The sequence below is a fragment of the Bacillus xiamenensis genome, assembly GCF_000300535.1.
GTDB classification, from domain to species: domain Bacteria; phylum Bacillota; class Bacilli; order Bacillales; family Bacillaceae; genus Bacillus; species Bacillus xiamenensis.
In genome coordinates this window covers 130,077-147,478 of the sequence record NZ_AMSH01000001.1, presented here as the reverse complement: position 1 = coordinate 147,478, position 17,402 = coordinate 130,077, and the positions used below count along the sequence as shown (strand labels likewise).

The following is a 17,402-nucleotide window of genomic DNA, read 5'->3' as shown; positions in this document are numbered from 1 at the left end:
GCTTTTTTCATTCTCCTTAGAGAACATCTCTCTAGTATTGACTCGGTTATTTTTTTCATTTAATCTGTCTTTAACAAATGTTATTTCAAATATCATTTGTTAGGGAACAGATCAGCGGAAAGAAGGGTTATTATGACATTCCATGATGAAAGAAGGCTGCTCATAAAGGTTGCGCATATGTATTATGAAGAAGGCGCCACTCAATCTAAAATTGCAGAAGCTGTGGGAGTTAGCCGTTCGCTCATATCGAAATATTTGGCAAAAGCACGTGAAGCAGGAATCGTGGAAATCATTATTCATGATGAAGTCAATCAACAATATGGGTCGTTAGAAAGAAAAATAGAGCGAAAATACGGACTACGAGAAGTCGTATGCGTTGAATCTCTCAGCCAAGAAACAACAAAAAGCAGGATCGGAGCTGCGGCTGCGGGCTTTTTATTAAAGGTCATGAAGGATGGACAGGTCATCGGCTTTTCCTCAGGGACAACGCTGCATGAAATGGCGAAAGCGATTACATCTGTTCAACATTTTCCATCTGTCACATTTGTTCCGCTTGTCGGAGGTGTCGGGAATGAAGATGTAGATATCCACGCCAATTACATAATTGGCAGATGTTCTGAAGCACTCAAATCAAAATGTGAGTTTTTACATGTTCCTGTCATGCTTGATACGAAAGAAGCGAAAGAAGTGTTGATTAGGCAGCCGTCGATCAAAAAAGTCATTAAACTTGGAGAATCTTCAAATATTGCCGTTGTAGGAATTGGCGGGGTTCCGCAGCATTCAACAATGGTGAAATCCTACATGACAAGCGGTGAGGAGGATATCCTCGAAGCGAAGGATGTAGCTGGTGACATTTGTTATAACTTTATTGATCATAAAGGCGAGGTGTATCCGCATCCGTGGAACGACCGAGTGATGGGAATCAGCCCGAAAAAGCTGAAAGAGATCCCGCTTGTTATTGGTGTCGCTGGAGGAGAAGAAAAAATTGAAGCGATAAGGGCGGTATTAGAAGGTGGATTAATTCATGTATTAATTACGGATGAACAAACTGGAGATGCCTTATTAAAGTAACTACCTAAGCCGATTAGGTAGTTTTTTTGAGTCTTTAGACTCAAAAAGATTGAAAAATTTATCGATTTTAGCTTGACACAAAGTTGACACATCATATAAACTAAGTTCATAACAAATGATAAATAAAATAACAAATGTTACAAGAAACAGATTTTTGTTAATTTTTATAACATTTGTTAAAAGTTTCAGATTATTTTTCAAGTAATCTATTGTGAAGCAAGCAAACCTGAAAGGATGATTTAGATGTCAATTTACCAGCAGTTGTTAGCACGAGAACGCAGCGGAGATCCGATCAAAGTAGGGATTATTGGGGCAGGCCAAATGGGGTTTGGACTCATTTCACAAATTTCTAACATTCCAGGCATGATTGTTGCAGGCGTTTGTGACATTCACCTTGATGCAGCTGAGAAGGCAGCAAACTTTTACAAGCAGCATGCGAAGCCTCATCAAATGGTCGTCACAAATGATTACAGAGAAGTGATTCAATCAGATTTCGTGGAAGTCGTTGTAGATGCAACAGGTGTTCCAGAGGTCGGAGCAAACATTTCTTTGGAAGCGCTTAATTCAAAAAAACATCTCGTTCTTTTAAATGTGGAAGTCGATATTACCATCGGTTTGGTGATGCATAAATTATTTACGAATGCAGGACTTGTTTACTCTGGATCAGCTGGAGACGAACCAGCAGCAACGCTAGAACTATATGAATTTGCAAAAACAATGGGGCTTGAAGTATTGGTTGCGGGGAAAGGTAAGAACAATCCATTCTTCCCAGAAGCAAACCCAGATACGTGTAAAGCAGAAGCAGATAGTAAACATATGAGTGCTCATATGCTGGCTGCGTTCCAGGACGGAACAAAAACAATGGCAGAAATGAATCTGTTAAGCAATGCGACAGGACTTTTGCCTGATAAAGTGGGCATGCACGGAGTAGAAGCGAATTTAGAAAATGTAGCAAATAAATTAAATCAAAAACAGCAAGGCGGCGTACTGGATAACTTCGGAGTCGTTGAATATGTAAACGGTCTAGCACCAGGCGTATTTGTTATCGTCAAGAGTGAGCTTGAGCCAGTAGATGAAGAGCTTCGCTACTTAAAAGTTGGAAAAGGTCCTCACTACACGCTCTATCGTCCTTTCCACTTAGCGAGTCTTGAAACACCAGTCACGATCGCAAAAGCAGTCTTACAACATGATTCTTCTATTCACCCAATTGGCGTACCAGTATCAGAAACGGTTGCTGTTGCGAAAAGAGACATTAAAGCTGGAGAAACACTTGACGGCATTGGCGGATACTCCGTAAGAGGTGTACTTGAAACACATCAAGACATGAAAACGAATGGTCACATTCCAATTGGCTTAATCAGCGGAAAAGTGGTAGCGAAAAAAGATATCAAACTAGGACAATTCCTATCTCATGATGATGTAGAACTGGATTCAAATACAACGGTCTGGAAGCTGCGTTCATTACAAGATCACTTATTTCAATCATAAGGACGTGAGGCTATGGAAAAATTAGCAATCGTACTTTGTATCATTCTCATTGTGCAATATGGTTTATCGTTTATTCAAATCAAGTACTACCGCAAGAGCATGGATTCCCTTATTGATGACTATAAAGGGAAGCAGGGCTATCACTTGTTTTCAGGAATGGAGCGGCGCAAATTTGGTCCTGGGGCCATTGCGCTCATCATTGTCGATGAATCGTACATCATTCAAAAGTGTCATGTGCTTGGCGGCGTCTCGATCTTATCTAAATTTAAGGAACTGCCTTCATATGAAGGAAAACATGTAGGGGCTGTGCTAGATGAGCACCACATGATGAAGCAAACATTGAAAAAGCGCAAAAGGGGACCAGCTGTCATGCAAGCACTTTCCATGGCAGCGGAACAAGCGCTTGTCTCGATTTCTAAAAAAAATATAACAAATGTGAACTAAAGAAAGGGGAGATGAAACATGGAATGGATTCAATGGTTTGGAGAGCACTTTATCGGAATGTTTGAAGCCGGCGGAAAGCAATTCATGGGTCTTGTTACAGGTATCGTTCCAACGCTTGTTGTGTTACTTACTTTCACTTATGCTGTCATGAAGTTTATTGGAGAAGAGCGAGTGAATAGAGCCATTCAGTTTGCAGCGAAATATACCATTTTGCGCTATACGTTAATGCCGATCTTATCCGTTCTTATTTTGACAAACCCAATGGCTTATACGTTTGGCCGCTTCTTACCTGAAAAACAAAAACCAGCATTCTATGATTCAGCTGTTTCATTTGTTCATCCGGTGACATCACTGTTCCCGTATGCCAATGCAGGAGAACTATTTGTCTACTTAGGAATTGCGAACGGGATTAAAGAAGCAGGATATTCTATGTCAGAGCTTGCTGTTCGTTACTTCTTAGTCGGGATCGTTGTCATTTTACTTCGCGGAATCATTACTGAATGGATCACAAAGTATTTAGCAGGAAAAATGAAAGCGAATTCACAATAGGGGAGGGTTAGACATGACAAACCACAAAGTATTTGTTGCAAAAGGTGCTGGCGGATGGGGAAAAGGCTTAGTGCTTGAACCAACAGGTAAAAGAAGAAAGGTCGTTTCCATTACAGGGGGAGGCATTCACCCAGTTGCACGTAAAATTGCAGAAATGACAGGGACAGAAGCATGTGATGGCTTTAAAAACTCTATTCCAGAAGATGAAATGATGTGTGTTGTCATTGACTGCGGAGGAACTGCTCGAATCGGACTTTATCCAATGAAGCGCATTCCAACTGTAGATGTGCTGGCATCCTCTCCTTCTGGACCGCTTGCCAAACATATTACAGAAGATATTTTCGTATCAGGCGTAACGGAAAAAGATATTTCCTTTGCGGAAGCATCTGATGGTGAACCGGTAGCAGAAGGTCAAGAAAGCAGTGAATCGATTGATAAAGAGAACTTCAAAGAAACGTATTCAAAGCTAAAACAGGAAAATATCGAACGTCAAGAATCAGGTAATTTCTTGATGAGATTCTCAAGAGGAATCGGGAAAGTAACCGGCACATTCTATCAGGCTGGCCGTGACTCTGTTGATATGCTTTTGAAAAATATTATCCCATTCATGGCTTTTGTCAGTATGTTAATTGGAATTATCAATTATACAAAAATCGGTGATCTGATTGCTCATTTCCTATCACCTTTGGCAGGATCTCTATGGGGGCTCTTACTGCTCGTTGTGGTCTGTACATTGCCGTTCCTATCACCTGTCTTAGGACCTGGGGCAGTCATTGCACAAGTCATCGGTGTTCTCATTGGTAGTCAAATCGCACTAGGGAACATTCCACCTCAATTTGCCCTTCCAGCACTATTTGCGATCAACGGTCAAGTAGGGTGTGACTTTATCCCAGTTGGACTATCACTTGGTGAAGCGAAGCCTGAAACGGTACAATATGGGGTACCAGCTGTTTTGTATAGCCGTCTGATTACAGGGGTTCTATCTGTTGTGATCGCATACGTTGCCAGCTTCGGTATGTATTAAACGTATTAAAGGAGGAATCGAGATACATGGTAACACAATCTGTTGTAAAAGAAATTGGGATATTAGTCCCGCAGTTTAAAGAAGATAAGCTGATTGTTTTATTTGGACCAGCAGCGCCGCAGGAATTAAAGGATATGTCGGTCATTCATGAGTTCGAACATGTAGAAGAAGAGCCACTGAAATTAGGCGGAACCATTCAAGTGGGCGACCAAACGTACACCATTACTGCACTTGGCAATAAAGCAAATGACAACTTTAAGGAGCTCGGCCATATTTCGATCTACTTCCAAGAGCCGTTTGATGAAGTCTTACCGGGAGCTGTTTTTGCATCACCACACACGTTTCCTGATATAAAAGAAGGCGTACGAATTGAAATTTCGTAACCACGCAAAAAAAGCTGTTCCTCTATAGGAGCAGCTTTTTTTGCGTGAGGTTTACCGAATGGGACATTTGCGATATGCTGTAGACATTCATTATTTTTATATTCAGAATTTTCATTCAGGGGGAAAAGATTGTGTCACTGGATTTAAAGGATGTTTCTTTAAAGCGAAATGGAAAATGGCTGCTGCGTTCTATTGACTGGCAGGTAAAAAAACAGGAACACTGGGTGCTTTATGGATTAAATGGTGCGGGAAAAACCGCTTTATTAAATATGCTCTGCTCGTATTATTTTCCAACGTCAGGTGAGATGACGGTGCTGGGACATGTGTTTGGCAAGGAGGCTCTTGGTGAAACATTACGGAAGAAAATTGGCCTTATCTCTGCAGGACTTGAAAAGAAACTGCACGGAGACGACAATGCATTTGAAATTGTTCTGAGCGGAGCATTTGCTTCTATTGGGCTTTATGAAACACCGACAGATGATATGAGAGAGAAAGCAATTGATCTCTTAAAAGCGTTTGGGTCATTCAAATATGCCAATCGGACTTATGAAACCCTCTCACAAGGAGAGAAACAAAAAGTACTGATTGCGAGGGCTTTAATGAATGATCCGGAGCTCCTGATCTTAGATGAACCTGTGACGGGTCTTGATTTTTTAGCAAGGGAACAAGTGCTGGAGACGATCTCACTCATTGCATCAAAGCCTGATGCACCCACATTGCTTTATACGACCCATCACGCAGAAGAGATTCTCCCGATTTTTCAGCATACCTTCTTATTAAAAGAAGGAACCGTCTTTCATAAAGGTGAGACAAAGCAGATGATGACAAGTGACTTGCTTACTTCCTTTTTTGAATGTCCAGTCGAAGTCATGTGGCAAAACGGCCGTCCTCACTTAAGTAAATTGTAGATAAGAGAAACTATTGGTCTGCTTCCCTGCTTTTCCATCATACATATTATAGTAGAAAACGAAAGGCGGGGAAGGACAGATGATCAGTATTTCTGAATTCCAAATCAAAGATGTCGTCGATGTGTCCAGCGGAAAAAAATTAGGTACCACTTGTGACATTGATATCAATGTCACAAGCGGTAAAATACAGGCGATTATCATTGGAGGGACAGGTAAAATGATGGGATTTTTCGGAAAAGAGGAGGAAATGATCGTCCCATGGCGAAATATAGTAAAAATTGGCGAAGATGTGATACTTGTCCGGTTGTCTTCTTAATTCGTATAAACTCCGCAACAAATGATTCCATTTTTCCTTAAAACGAGCTCTCCATTCTCAGCAATCAATGTCTTTTTCGGGTAAAAAAATTACGTTTTCATATCAATTTGGAAAAAAACCTGTAGAAAGGGCACATTTGAGTGTAATATTTAATGAATCCCACTAACTGTCTATGCATGTCTTGTGGTAAAATAGGAGCGATATAAAGAGAGATGAATGAAAGGTGGGAGGCCGCTTTGATAGACAAATATGACCCCTTTCAGCAGACATCATCTTATGCAATGACCATTTATGATTGGACGAACATGGTATGTTCTGGTAAAAAGGTATTGGCCGGATTTACGACAAAAAATGGCGGATTCAGCCTTTCTCCATATCAATCAATGAACACTGGACTCCATGTAGGAGATGATGCTTCTAGTGTCCAAATGAATCGTCAGGCCATAGCAGATGCGATTGCTGTGCCGCTCTCTCATTGGGTGTTTGCTGACCAAACACACGAGGATCGCATCATGAAAGTTACGAAGGAGCAAAGGGGAAGAGGAAGTCTTCAGTATGATGAGGCACTCTCTAGAACAGACGGCTTATACACCTCTGAACCAAACATCATGCTCGCTCTTTGTTTCGCTGACTGTGTTCCGCTTTATTTTCTAGCACCGCAAAATGGCCTGATAGGAACAGCTCATGCCGGCTGGAAAGGAACCGTCAAGCAAATTGGCGCCAACATGGTTGATGCATGGGTTCACCAAGAAGGTGCCGAAGCCAATCACATACAAGTCGTCATTGGACCATCCATTGGCAGCTGCTGCTACATAGTAGATGATGTTGTCATAGATCAGGTGAAAAAGCTTCCTTTTTCAACAGAGGATGTGTATTCCGAAATGTCACAAGGACAATACAAAATAGACTTAAAAACATTAAACAAAAACGTATTGCTTCATGCAGGAATAAAAGAAGAAAACATACATGTCAGTTCGATGTGCACAAGCTGCAATGATCAGCTTTTCTTCTCACACCGGCGTGATCAAGGGAAAACAGGACGTATGATGTCTTTTGTCGGGTTTAAGGAGGCATAAGTGCAATTGAATGTACGAGAGAATCTCAGACAAATAAATGAACAAATCAACGAAGCATGTAAAAGAGCAGGTAGAAATCCAGCCGATGTATCGGTCGTTGCTGTGACAAAGTATGTCTCGATTGAACGAGCATTAGAAGCCAAGGAAGCCGGAATTTTGCACTTGGGTGAAAATCGTGACCAAGGGTTACTTGAAAAGCAGGCGGCGATAACCGATGAAAACATTAACTGGCACTTCATCGGCAGTTTACAGACACGAAAAGTGAAATCTGTCATTCAGACAATTGACTACTTACATTCGCTCGACAGAATGTCTCTGGCGAATGAAATCGAAAAAAGAGCGGATCGCACGGTTCGCTGCTTTGTACAGGTGAACGCATCACTTGAGGAGTCAAAGCACGGCTTAAAAAGCGAAGACGTGATTCCATTTGTCAAACAGCTCGCTGATTTCAAACATATTGAAATTGCTGGACTGATGACGATGGCTCCTTTCACAGATGATCACACTGTGATACGAAACTGTTTTAAAACATTAAAAAACCTTCAGCAAGAGGTAAAACAACTGAACCAAGTAAATGCACCTTGTCAGCATTTATCGATGGGCATGTCAAACGATTTTGAAATCGCAATTGAAGAAGGTGCGACATTTGTTCGGATTGGCTCTTCACTTGTTGGAAATGAAACAGGAGGTGCGTGACATGAGCATAAAAAATAAGTTTAAAAGCTTTTTCACACTCGACGATGAAGAGTATGAGTATGAATACATTGATGAAGAAAGAGAACCAGCACAAGAAGAAAAAAATATGAAAGATAAAGCGGCATTTCAAGAGCGTCCTCAGGCAGGAAAACAAAATGTCGTCAGCTTGCAAAGCGTGCAGAAATCCTCTAAAGTGGTGTTAAGTGAGCCGCGTGTTTATGCAGAGGCGCAGGAGATTGCCGACCATATTAAAAACAGACGTGCAGTCGTCGTCAATTTGCAGCGCATTCAGCACGATCAAGCAAAGCGAATCATCGACTTCTTAAGCGGAACCGTTTATGCAATCGGTGGAGATATCCAGCGTATTGGCTCGAATATATTCCTCTGCACTCCTGATAATGTGGATGTATCTGGCACAATATCAGAACTTTTGACAGAGGAAGAACCTCAGAGGTGGTAAATCATAGTGATTCTAAATTTCATTTTTAATATTTTGGGTACGGTATTAACGATTTACTCATTCGCGATCATTATTTACATTTTTATGTCATGGGTGCCTTCTGCAAGAGAAACAGCAATTGGCCGCTTCTTGGCAAACATTTGCGAACCGTATTTAGAACCATTTCGTAAAATCATTCCGCCAATTGGCATGATTGACATCTCGCCAATTGTGGCATTGCTTGTGATTCGTTTTGCATCATCTTATGGACTAACTGGTCTTTATAATATGATTGTACGATTCATGTAAACAGGCTGCCGGGCTTGGCGCTGCCAGGCTCTTTTACATAAAAGGGGAACAAAATGAGCGATATTTATCAACATTTTAGAAAAGACGAACAGCCATTTGTCGATCAAGTGTTAGGCTGGAAAAAAATCGCACTCGACCAATATCGATTGAAATTAACGGACTTTCTGGACCCGCGTGAGCAATTTATTACCCAGTCCGTGATCCAGCATTCTGATGAACTCGGCATCATGTTTTTTGGCGGGTATGAGAAAGCGGAGCGCAAAAGAGCCCTCATCTATCCAGATTATTTAGAACCGTCTATTCAGGACTTTGAGCTGTCTTATTTTCAGGTGAACTATGCGAAAAAGTTTATTTCCATTGAACATCCGAAGCTTCTTGGCTCACTGATTGGGACAGGCCTGAAGCGTCAAAAATTCGGTGATTTGTTATTTTTAGACGATGATGTAAAGTTTATTTGTACAAGCGATGTCGCCGATTTTGTTCGGGCGCAGCTAACGCATGTCGGCAGAGCATCCGTTTCATTAGAAGAAATTAGCCAGACAGATATAAAACCGGTCATCAGCAAGACCGACATCAAAGAAGATACCATTTCTTCATTGCGGCTTGACGCTGTATGTGCTGCTGTCAGCCGTCAGTCTCGGCAAAAAGCACAGCTTTTGGTCAAAAATGGCCTTGTGAAAGTCAACTGGAAAGTCACTGAGGACCCATCCTTTACAATTGGTGAAGGCGATCAGCTCTCTGTGAGGGGATTTGGCCGCTTTAGCTTAAAAACAATTGATGGGAAGACAAAAAAAGATAAATTCAAAGTAACATTTGAGCTTCTGACATAACGAACTTGAATCTGGAGGTGGCGAGGTTGCCATTAACACCTAATGATATTCATAATAAAACGTTCACAAAAAGTTTTCGCGGCTATGACGAAGATGAAGTAAATGAGTTTTTAAGCCAAGTACGTAAAGATTACGAAATCGTGCTTCGCAAAAAGAACGAGCTTGAAGACAAAGTCAATGAGCTTGATGAAAGACTAAGTCATTTTGCAACAATCGAAGAAACATTAAACAAATCAATTCTTGTTGCACAGGAAGCAGCAGAAGACGTGAAACGTCATTCTGACAAAGAAGCAAAACTGATTATTCGTGAAGCAGAGAAAAATGCTGACCGCATTATCAACGAAGCGTTATCAAAATCAAGAAAGATTGCGATGGAAATCGAAGAGCTGAAGAAACAATCAAAAGTCTTTAGAACTCGTTTCCAAATGCTGATTGAAGCTCAGCTTGATCTGCTGAAAAATGATGATTGGGATCATTTGCTTGAATATGAAGTAGATGCTGTCTTTGACGAAAAAGAATAAGCGCATCATCTTGACATGACGTGCTCATGTTGCATATAATACCATCATAAATTAACAAGAGATAAACGTTTGAAAGGGACACTCGCAGCGGTTACATGCGTAATAAAGCGAATCAGGGATGGTGGAAGCCTGACATTACGAGACGCTGCAATGAGATCACCCCTTTAGTTCCTTTTCTGAAATGGACCAGTAAGAAAAGGCGTCTAATCACGTTACGATTTTAGAGTGGATAAGCGGCTGTTTTATAGCGCTTATCTAAAAGGGTGGTACCGCGAGACAAGCCTTCTCGTCCCTTATGGGATGAGAGGGCTTTTTTTATTGTTTTTTAATCAGAATTTGCATGTGGAGGAATGGGTATGAACTACAAAGACACCTTATTAATGCCGAAAACAGATTTCCCAATGAGAGGGAACTTGCCAAACAAAGAGCCTGAAATCCAAGAGAAGTGGGCAGAAAAAGACATCTATCAAATGGTCTTAGAGCGGACAAAGGGACGCCCGACCTTTATTTTGCATGATGGACCTCCATATGCGAATGGTGACATCCATATGGGACACGCACTTAATAAAATCCTAAAAGATTTTATTGTTCGTTTTAAATCAATGAATGGATTCCATGCACCGTACGTGCCGGGCTGGGATACACATGGCTTACCGATTGAAACAGCCCTTACGAAAAATAAAAAAGTCAAACGAAAAGAAATGTCTACAGCAGAATTCCGTAAACTATGTGAGGAGTATGCTTGGAAACAAATCGAAGGTCAGCGCAATCAGTTTAAACGTTTGGGCGTAAGAGCAGATTGGGACAATCCATATGTGACATTAAAGCCTGAATACGAAGCGCAGCAAATTCTTGTCTTTGGTGAAATGGCGAAAAGAGGCTATATTTACAAAGGTCTTAAACCTGTTAACTGGTCTCCTTCAAGTGAGTCAGCCCTTGCTGAAGCGGAAATTGAATATAAGGACAAACGCTCACCATCTATTTACGTATCATTTAAAGTGAAAGATGGCAAAGGTGTACTTGAAAACGGCGAACAGTTCATCATCTGGACGACAACCCCTTGGACGCTTCCTGCAAACCTTGGCATTTGCGTTCATCCAAACCTAGAATACAGTGTGCTCCAAGTTGGTACGGAGCGATATGTTGTCGCATCTGAGCTCGCTGAACAAGTGGCAAAAACACTTGGCTTTGACGATTACGAAGTTGTTAAAACACTAAAAGGAAAAGAATTAGACACCATTGTTGCAGAGCACCCGATTTACGGCAGAGATTCTCTTGTGATGCTTGGCGATCACGTCACAACAGATGCAGGAACAGGCTGTGTTCACACAGCGCCAGGTCACGGGGAAGATGACTTTATTGTCGGTATGAAATACGGTCTTGAGGTGCTATGTCCAGTAGATGAAAAAGGTGTCATGACAGAAGAAGCACCTGGTTTTGAAGGACTATTCTACGAGGATGCCAATAAAGCCGTCACAGAGCAGCTTGAAGCAAAAGGCGCCCTGAAAAAGCTCGACTTTATCACGCACTCTTATCCACATGACTGGAGAACGAAAAAGCCAACGATTTATCGTGCGACAGCTCAGTGGTTTGCTTCGATTAAAGATTTCAGAGAAGCGCTATTAGACAATATTAAAGAAACGAAATGGGTTCCAGCTTGGGGCGAAACACGCCTATTCAACATGGTGCGTGACAGAGGTGACTGGTGCATTTCAAGACAGCGTGTATGGGGCGTTCCAATTCCGGTCTTCTATGCGGAAAATGGTGAGCCGATCATCACGGACGAAACAATTCAGCATGTATCTCAATTATTTAGAGAGCATGGCTCAAATATTTGGTTTGAAAAAGAAGCGAAAGAATTATTGCCTGAAGGCTTTACACATCCAGGCAGCCCGAACGGTGAATTTACAAAAGAGCAGGACATCATGGATGTATGGTTTGATTCCGGTTCTTCTCACCAAGCGGTTTTAGAAGAACGAGATGATCTTGTTCGTCCGGCAGACCTTTACCTTGAAGGCTCTGACCAATATCGCGGCTGGTTTAACTCATCTTTATCTACAGCAGTTGCAGTCACTGGAAAAGCACCATATAAAGGTGTTCTCAGCCATGGCTTCACGCTTGATAAAGAAGGCCGCAAAATGAGTAAATCATTAGGCAATACAATTGATCCGACGAAGGTTGCAAAGCAGCTCGGTGCGGAGATCCTTAGACTTTGGGTGTCTTCTGTTAACTATCAGGCCGATCATCCAGTGTCTGATGATATTTTAAAACAAGTAGCAGAAGTATATCGTAAAATCCGTAACACTTTCCGTTTCCTGCATGGTAACCTTTTTGACTTTGATCCAGCAGTCAATGCGGTGCCAGTTGAAGAGCTTCGTGAAGTGGATCAATATATCCTGATCAAATTAAATAAATTGATCAATAAAGTGAAAAAAGCATATGACGACTACGAATTTTCTGTTGTGTATCATGCCATTCACAATTTCTGTACGATTGAGTTAAGCTCATTCTATCTCGATTTTGCAAAAGATGTGGTGTACATTGAGCATGCGAATCATCCGGACCGCCGCAGCATGCAAACGGTCTTCTACGAAACATTAATGGCGTTAGTGAAGCTGACTGCACCAATTCTTCCGCACACAGCAGATGAATTATGGAGCCACTTAAGCTTTGTTGAAGAGCCAAGTGTTCAGTTAACGGATATGCCAGAAGGTGTAACTGTTCCTCAAGCGGAAGCGACGGAAACGAAGTTTGACCGCTTTATGGAAGTACGTGATGATGTGCTGAAAGCACTGGAAATTGCGCGTAATGAGAAAGTCATCGGACGTTCACTTGAAGCCAGTGTGACACTTTATGCGACAGATGAAGTGAAGCAGCTTCTTGCATCCATTAAAGAAGATGTGAAGCAGCTCTTCATCATCTCAGAATTAACGGTAGAAGATGAGCAGCTTGCAGATGCATCAGCGCCTCAATACACATCAGGACGTATTGTGGTTCAAAAAGCAGAAGGAGAACTGTGCGAACGTTCTCGCATTATTTCAAAGGATGTTGGTGCAAATCCGAAATACCCAACATTGTCGCTGAAAAATGCTGAAATCGTGGAGAAATATTACCAGAATTAACAGTGTGACATCACCAACTAGCGCCCCGTATATAGCGGGGCGCTTTCTATTTTGCGAAAATGACAGCGTTTAGAACGAAAGGAAAAATCTTATGGCTTTAAAGTAAGCAGGCGGGGCAACAATATGATTATCACGAGAGGGCAGGAGTTGAAACAGCGACATGAATGGCGATCTAGACACGATTTACATGGAACTCCTTCAAATGAAAGAAGAATTGCAATCTAAGCTGTTTGAATATGCATCATTTCGTTCACCCGCTGAACATGTCACGTTTAATCAAGCGAAAACCACAACGCTTCTTTATCATATAAAAGAAGAACTGCAAGATGTGTCGCTCGCTATTGCAAAAATTGAACAAGGAACCTATGGCATATGTGAGGCGACAGGTCAACCCATCCCGCTTGAACAAATGAGTATTCTTCCGACAGCCCGTACGACTGACGATTTTTTATATCATAAGCAATACGAGAAAAAAGCATTCACCCCTTATCCTCACGAATCAAACGATTCTCATTTTGAAGCCTTCCACATGTAGGGAGGTTTTTGTCTGTCAACTAAAGTTTCTTTACTCCTTCCTGTTTTCTTGATAAAATGCTTAAAGATCAAAGTATGAAGTTGGAGGAACGTGTGTGTTCTATTACATAATCGCATTCTTTATCATTTGTTTAGATCAATTAACAAAATGGCTCATTGTCAAGAATATGATGCTCGGAGATTCTATTCCAGTCATTGATGGGTTCTTTTATATCACGTCCCACCGAAATTCAGGAGCCGCATGGGGAATTCTCCAAGGGCAAATGTGGTTTTTCTATGTCATCACACTCGTTGTTATTGCAGGAATTATCTACTACTTGCAAAAGCATGGACAAAAGGACAAACTGCTTGGCGTTGCACTGGCTTTAATGCTTGGCGGAGCGATTGGAAACTTTATCGACCGTATTTTCCGTCAGGAAGTGGTGGATTTTGCTCATTTCGTATTTGGGGATTATCATTATCCAATCTTTAATATTGCAGATTCTTCTCTATGTGTAGGGGTAATTCTGCTCTTCATTCAAATGCTGTTAGATGGAAAGAAAAATAAGGAGTCAACTACATGAATCAAGTAAACATTGCCGTTTCAGAAGAACAAACGAGTGAACGGCTCGATAAATTTTTAAGCACAACAGAACCGGAATGGTCAAGAAGCCAAGTCCAGCAGTGGGTAAAGGACGGGCTGATCGAAGTAAACGGGAAACATGTCAAAGCGAATTACAAAGTGCAAGCTGGAGACCAAATCAAGGTGGAGATTCCAGATCCAGAAGCACTTAATGTAGAAGCAGAATCAATGGATCTTGATATTTATTATGAGGATGCAGATGTGCTAGTGGTGAATAAACCAAGAGGAATGGTCGTTCATCCAGCACCAGGTCATGTGTCAGGGACGCTTGTGAATGGACTTATGGCACATTGTAATGACCTATCAGGCATTAATGGCGTGATGAGACCTGGCATTGTCCACCGAATTGATAAAGATACGTCTGGGCTTTTAATGGTCGCTAAAAATGATTTGGCGCACGAGTCACTTGTGAATCAGTTAGTGGCTAAAACCGTCACTAGAAAATATACAGCTGTTGTCCACGGTATCATCCAGCACGACACAGGGACCATTGATGCACCAATTGGCAGAGACAAAAAAGACCGCCAAAGCATGACGGTCACAAAAGAAAACGCAAAACAGGCAGTCACTCACTTTGATGTCATTGAACGCTTTAAAGATTTCACGGTTGTTGAATGCCGTCTTGAAACAGGACGAACACACCAAATTCGTGTTCATATGAAATATATTGGCTATCCTCTTGCAGGAGACCCGAAGTATGGCCCAAGAAAAACCGTTGATTTCAATGGCCAGCTGCTGCATGCAGGTGTGTTAGGATTTGATCATCCTAGAACAGGAGAATACATGGAATTCACAGCACCAATTCCAGCTGATATGCGGGGCTTTATCGATTCATTAAGAAATAACGATTGACAGGCCGTTCTTTTTTTGAAATAATAAACGAAGAAATTGAGATTCTTTAAAACAGTCCAGAGAGGCTGAGAAGGATAACGGATCAATTTGTGCACGTGTATGCACAAATGAACGCCCCTCTCTGCCCTTTGCAGAAGGGGCTTTTTATTTGTCAAAAAGAGGTGTAAAAGATGGAACAAAAAGCAGTCATTCTTGATGAACAAGCGATAAGACGAGCGCTTACCCGTATCGCACATGAAATGATTGAGCGCAACAAAGGGATGAAGGATGTCATCCTTGCCGGGATCAAGACAAGAGGCATTCATCTTGCAAAGCGCCTTGCAGAGCGCATCGAGCAGATTGAAGGAAACCCAGTGATTGTGGGTGAACTTGATATTACGCTATACCGTGATGACCTGACAAAGAAGACAGACAATCAAGAACCGCTTGTCAAAGGTGCGGACATTCCAGCTGATATTAATGACAAAACATTGATTGTCGTGGATGATGTGCTGTTCACAGGGAGAACCGTCAGAGCGGCTATGGATGCGCTTGTAGATGTAGGCAGACCGTCTTCCATTCAGCTTGCTGTTCTCGTCGACCGGGGACACCGGGAGCTGCCGATTCGAGCGGATTATATCGGGAAAAACATCCCAACATCAAAAGCAGAGACCGTCATGGTTCAGCTCAATGAAGTAGATCAAAATGACCTTGTCGCTATATATGAAAAATAACCTTTTTAAATGCATTCCAGAGAGTTTGCAAAGAGGGCAATAACAGAGACACCGAGCACACGGCTAAAATGACGTGTACGGTTTTTCTAGGCCTCTTTGCGCATATTCGCAAAGAGGCTTTTTTAATGAAAAAGGACACATCTAGGAGGAAAATCATGAGTCAGCAAAAAGCCAATTTAGGCATTCGAGATATCCCAAAACCGTTCACATGGCTGTCACTAAGCTTGCAACATTTGTTTGCTATGTTTGGTGCAACCATTCTTGTACCAAAGATCATTGATATGAGTCCAGCCGTTGCGCTCATCTCAAGCGGAGTTGGAACCATTGTTTACTTAATTATCACAAGAGGACAAATACCAGCGTATCTTGGATCGTCCTTTGCTTTTATTGCCCCCATAGTGAATGTGAAAGCAACAGGCGGACCAGGAGCCGCAATGGTAGGTGCTTTCATGGCGGGTGTGGCTTATGCGCTCATTGCACTATTCATTAAATGGCTGGGCACAGGCTGGCTGATGAAGCTTCTGCCGCCGGTCGTCGTAGGACCAGTCATTATGGTCATCGGACTTGGATTAGCTGGAACAGCTGTCAACATGGCAATGTATGTAGACCCAAACGCAACCGAACATGTTTACAGTCTTAAGCATTTAATGGTCGCTGGTTTTACACTAGCTGTCACGATTATCAGCATGATCTTCCTCAGAGGATTCCTTAGCTTGATCCCAGTACTCATCGGCATTATCAGCGGCTACCTCTTTGCCTTAACACAAGGCATTGTGAACTTCCAGCCGGTCATTGACGCAAAATGGTTTGCTGTACCAGACTTCGTTGTCCCATTTGTCGACTATACACCTGCTGTGACCTTAAGCATACTCACAGTGATGGTGCCGGTTGCCTTTGTGACGATGTCTGAGCATATCGGCCACCAAGTGGTGCTAAGCAAAGTCGTGGGACAAGATTTTATTAAAAAACCGGGTCTTCACCGCTCCATTTTAGGAGACAGTGCAGCGACCATCTTCGCTTCACTTATTGGCGGACCTCCAACAACGACTTATGGGGAGAACATTGGCGTCCTTGCCATCACAAGAGTGTTCAGTATCTTCGTCATCGGCGGAGCAGCAGTGTTTGCGATCTGCTTCGGGTTTGTCGGGAAAATTTCAGCATTAATCAGTACAGTGCCGTCCGCGGTCATGGGAGGCGTTTCGTTCCTGCTCTTTGGAATCATTGCCTCAAGCGGCCTCAGAATTCTGATTGATCATAAAGTGAATTTTGAAGAAAAACGCAATCTCATTATCGCATCTGTCATCTTAGTCATCGGCATCGGCGGGGCATTCATTGAGGTGAAACAAATCAATCTTACGCTGTCTGGAATGGCACTCGCTGCCATTACCGGCGTTCTGTTAAACATGATTCTGCCGCATCAGAAGGCAGAAGAAGATGAGTCAAATGAATCGAATACAGAAAACCTTTTAAAAGAAGTCCAGTGAGGCTGACAAGGGTTCTAAATG

The 17,402-nt window shown here is 42.1% G+C and carries 20 protein-coding genes and 1 other annotated feature; all 20 genes read left to right on the top strand.

Features of this window, described 5'->3' with window-relative positions; genetic code table 11:
- Window positions 1–132: 132 nt before the first annotated feature.
- The 20 genes from BA1_RS00745 to BA1_RS00650 all read left to right on the top strand — a co-directional run bounded on the left by BA1_RS00745 (window position 133) and on the right by BA1_RS00650 (window position 17,381).
- On the top strand, window positions 133–1,071 hold the full coding sequence (locus tag BA1_RS00745) for a sugar-binding transcriptional regulator (RefSeq protein WP_008354654.1): 939 nt from the start codon (window positions 133–135) through the stop codon (window positions 1,069–1,071).
- Window positions 1,072–1,314: 243 nt separating this feature from the next.
- The gene (locus BA1_RS00740; protein WP_008354651.1) at window positions 1,315–2,559 is read left to right on the top strand and encodes an NAD(P)H-dependent oxidoreductase; all 1,245 of its coding nucleotides are present in this window, start codon (window positions 1,315–1,317) and stop codon (window positions 2,557–2,559) included.
- A gap of 12 nt (window positions 2,560–2,571) precedes the next feature.
- Window positions 2,572–3,003, top strand: a complete 432-nt coding sequence (locus BA1_RS00735; protein WP_008354650.1) for a transcriptional regulator GutM — start codon at window positions 2,572–2,574, stop codon at window positions 3,001–3,003.
- 18 nt (window positions 3,004–3,021) lie between these two features.
- Window positions 3,022–3,552 carry a PTS glucitol/sorbitol transporter subunit IIC gene (srlA, locus tag BA1_RS00730; protein ID WP_003210918.1) on the top strand — a complete coding sequence of 177 codons (531 nt, stop codon included), beginning with the start codon at window positions 3,022–3,024 and terminating at the stop codon, window positions 3,550–3,552.
- 13 nt (window positions 3,553–3,565) lie between these two features.
- Window positions 3,566–4,576, top strand: a complete 1,011-nt coding sequence (gene srlE / locus BA1_RS00725) for a PTS glucitol/sorbitol transporter subunit IIB (RefSeq protein WP_008354647.1) — start codon at window positions 3,566–3,568, stop codon at window positions 4,574–4,576.
- Between the two features lie 26 nt (window positions 4,577–4,602).
- Window positions 4,603–4,959: a PTS glucitol/sorbitol transporter subunit IIA gene (locus BA1_RS00720; RefSeq protein WP_008354645.1), complete on the top strand. Its 357-nt coding sequence runs from the start codon at window positions 4,603–4,605 to the stop codon at window positions 4,957–4,959.
- Between the two features lie 131 nt (window positions 4,960–5,090).
- The gene (locus BA1_RS00715; RefSeq protein ID WP_008354643.1) at window positions 5,091–5,867 is read left to right on the top strand and encodes an ABC transporter ATP-binding protein; all 777 of its coding nucleotides are present in this window, start codon (window positions 5,091–5,093) and stop codon (window positions 5,865–5,867) included.
- A 79-nt stretch (window positions 5,868–5,946) separates the two neighbouring features.
- The gene (locus BA1_RS00710) at window positions 5,947–6,183 is read left to right on the top strand and encodes a YlmC/YmxH family sporulation protein (protein ID WP_008354642.1); all 237 of its coding nucleotides are present in this window, start codon (window positions 5,947–5,949) and stop codon (window positions 6,181–6,183) included.
- A gap of 212 nt (window positions 6,184–6,395) precedes the next feature.
- Window positions 6,396–7,259: a peptidoglycan editing factor PgeF gene (gene pgeF / locus BA1_RS00705; RefSeq protein WP_034738110.1), complete on the top strand. Its 864-nt coding sequence runs from the start codon at window positions 6,396–6,398 to the stop codon at window positions 7,257–7,259.
- 6 nt (window positions 7,260–7,265) lie between these two features.
- Entirely contained in the window at window positions 7,266–7,955 is a 690-nt protein-coding gene (locus BA1_RS00700; RefSeq protein ID WP_008354640.1) for a YggS family pyridoxal phosphate-dependent enzyme, read from the top strand.
- Window position 7,956: 1 nt separating this feature from the next.
- Window positions 7,957–8,415, top strand: coding sequence for a cell division protein SepF (sepF, locus tag BA1_RS00695; RefSeq protein ID WP_008354638.1), 459 nt, complete (start codon window positions 7,957–7,959; stop codon window positions 8,413–8,415).
- A 6-nt stretch (window positions 8,416–8,421) separates the two neighbouring features.
- Window positions 8,422–8,703 (top strand): YggT family protein, encoded by a 282-nt coding sequence (locus tag BA1_RS00690; RefSeq protein ID WP_008354636.1) that lies wholly within the window; start codon window positions 8,422–8,424, stop codon window positions 8,701–8,703.
- Between the two features lie 53 nt (window positions 8,704–8,756).
- Entirely contained in the window at window positions 8,757–9,533 is a 777-nt protein-coding gene (locus BA1_RS00685) for a YlmH family RNA-binding protein (RefSeq protein WP_008354634.1), read from the top strand.
- A gap of 26 nt (window positions 9,534–9,559) precedes the next feature.
- Window positions 9,560–10,054 carry a DivIVA domain-containing protein gene (locus BA1_RS00680; protein WP_008354632.1) on the top strand — a complete coding sequence of 165 codons (495 nt, stop codon included), beginning with the start codon at window positions 9,560–9,562 and terminating at the stop codon, window positions 10,052–10,054.
- A gap of 59 nt (window positions 10,055–10,113) precedes the next feature.
- Window positions 10,114–10,351 (top strand) — a binding site (T-box leader).
- Window positions 10,352–10,410: 59 nt separating this feature from the next.
- Window positions 10,411–13,176 carry an isoleucine--tRNA ligase gene (gene ileS, locus BA1_RS00675; RefSeq protein WP_008354630.1) on the top strand — a complete coding sequence of 922 codons (2,766 nt, stop codon included), beginning with the start codon at window positions 10,411–10,413 and terminating at the stop codon, window positions 13,174–13,176.
- Between the two features lie 160 nt (window positions 13,177–13,336).
- Entirely contained in the window at window positions 13,337–13,711 is a 375-nt protein-coding gene (locus tag BA1_RS00670) for a TraR/DksA family transcriptional regulator (protein ID WP_008354628.1), read from the top strand.
- A gap of 94 nt (window positions 13,712–13,805) precedes the next feature.
- Complete coding sequence (lspA, locus tag BA1_RS00665; RefSeq protein ID WP_008354626.1) at window positions 13,806–14,273, top strand: signal peptidase II; 468 nt, start codon at window positions 13,806–13,808, stop codon at window positions 14,271–14,273.
- Window positions 14,270–15,184: an RluA family pseudouridine synthase gene (locus BA1_RS00660; protein ID WP_008354624.1), complete on the top strand. Its 915-nt coding sequence runs from the start codon at window positions 14,270–14,272 to the stop codon at window positions 15,182–15,184. Before lspA ends, BA1_RS00660 begins: the two co-directional genes overlap by 4 nt.
- A 170-nt stretch (window positions 15,185–15,354) precedes the next feature.
- Window positions 15,355–15,897: a bifunctional pyr operon transcriptional regulator/uracil phosphoribosyltransferase PyrR gene (gene pyrR, locus BA1_RS00655; RefSeq protein ID WP_008354622.1), complete on the top strand. Its 543-nt coding sequence runs from the start codon at window positions 15,355–15,357 to the stop codon at window positions 15,895–15,897.
- A 155-nt stretch (window positions 15,898–16,052) separates the two neighbouring features.
- Window positions 16,053–17,381, top strand: coding sequence for a uracil-xanthine permease family protein (locus BA1_RS00650; protein ID WP_008354620.1), 1,329 nt, complete (start codon window positions 16,053–16,055; stop codon window positions 17,379–17,381).
- The last annotated feature ends 21 nt before the right edge of the window (window positions 17,382–17,402 follow it).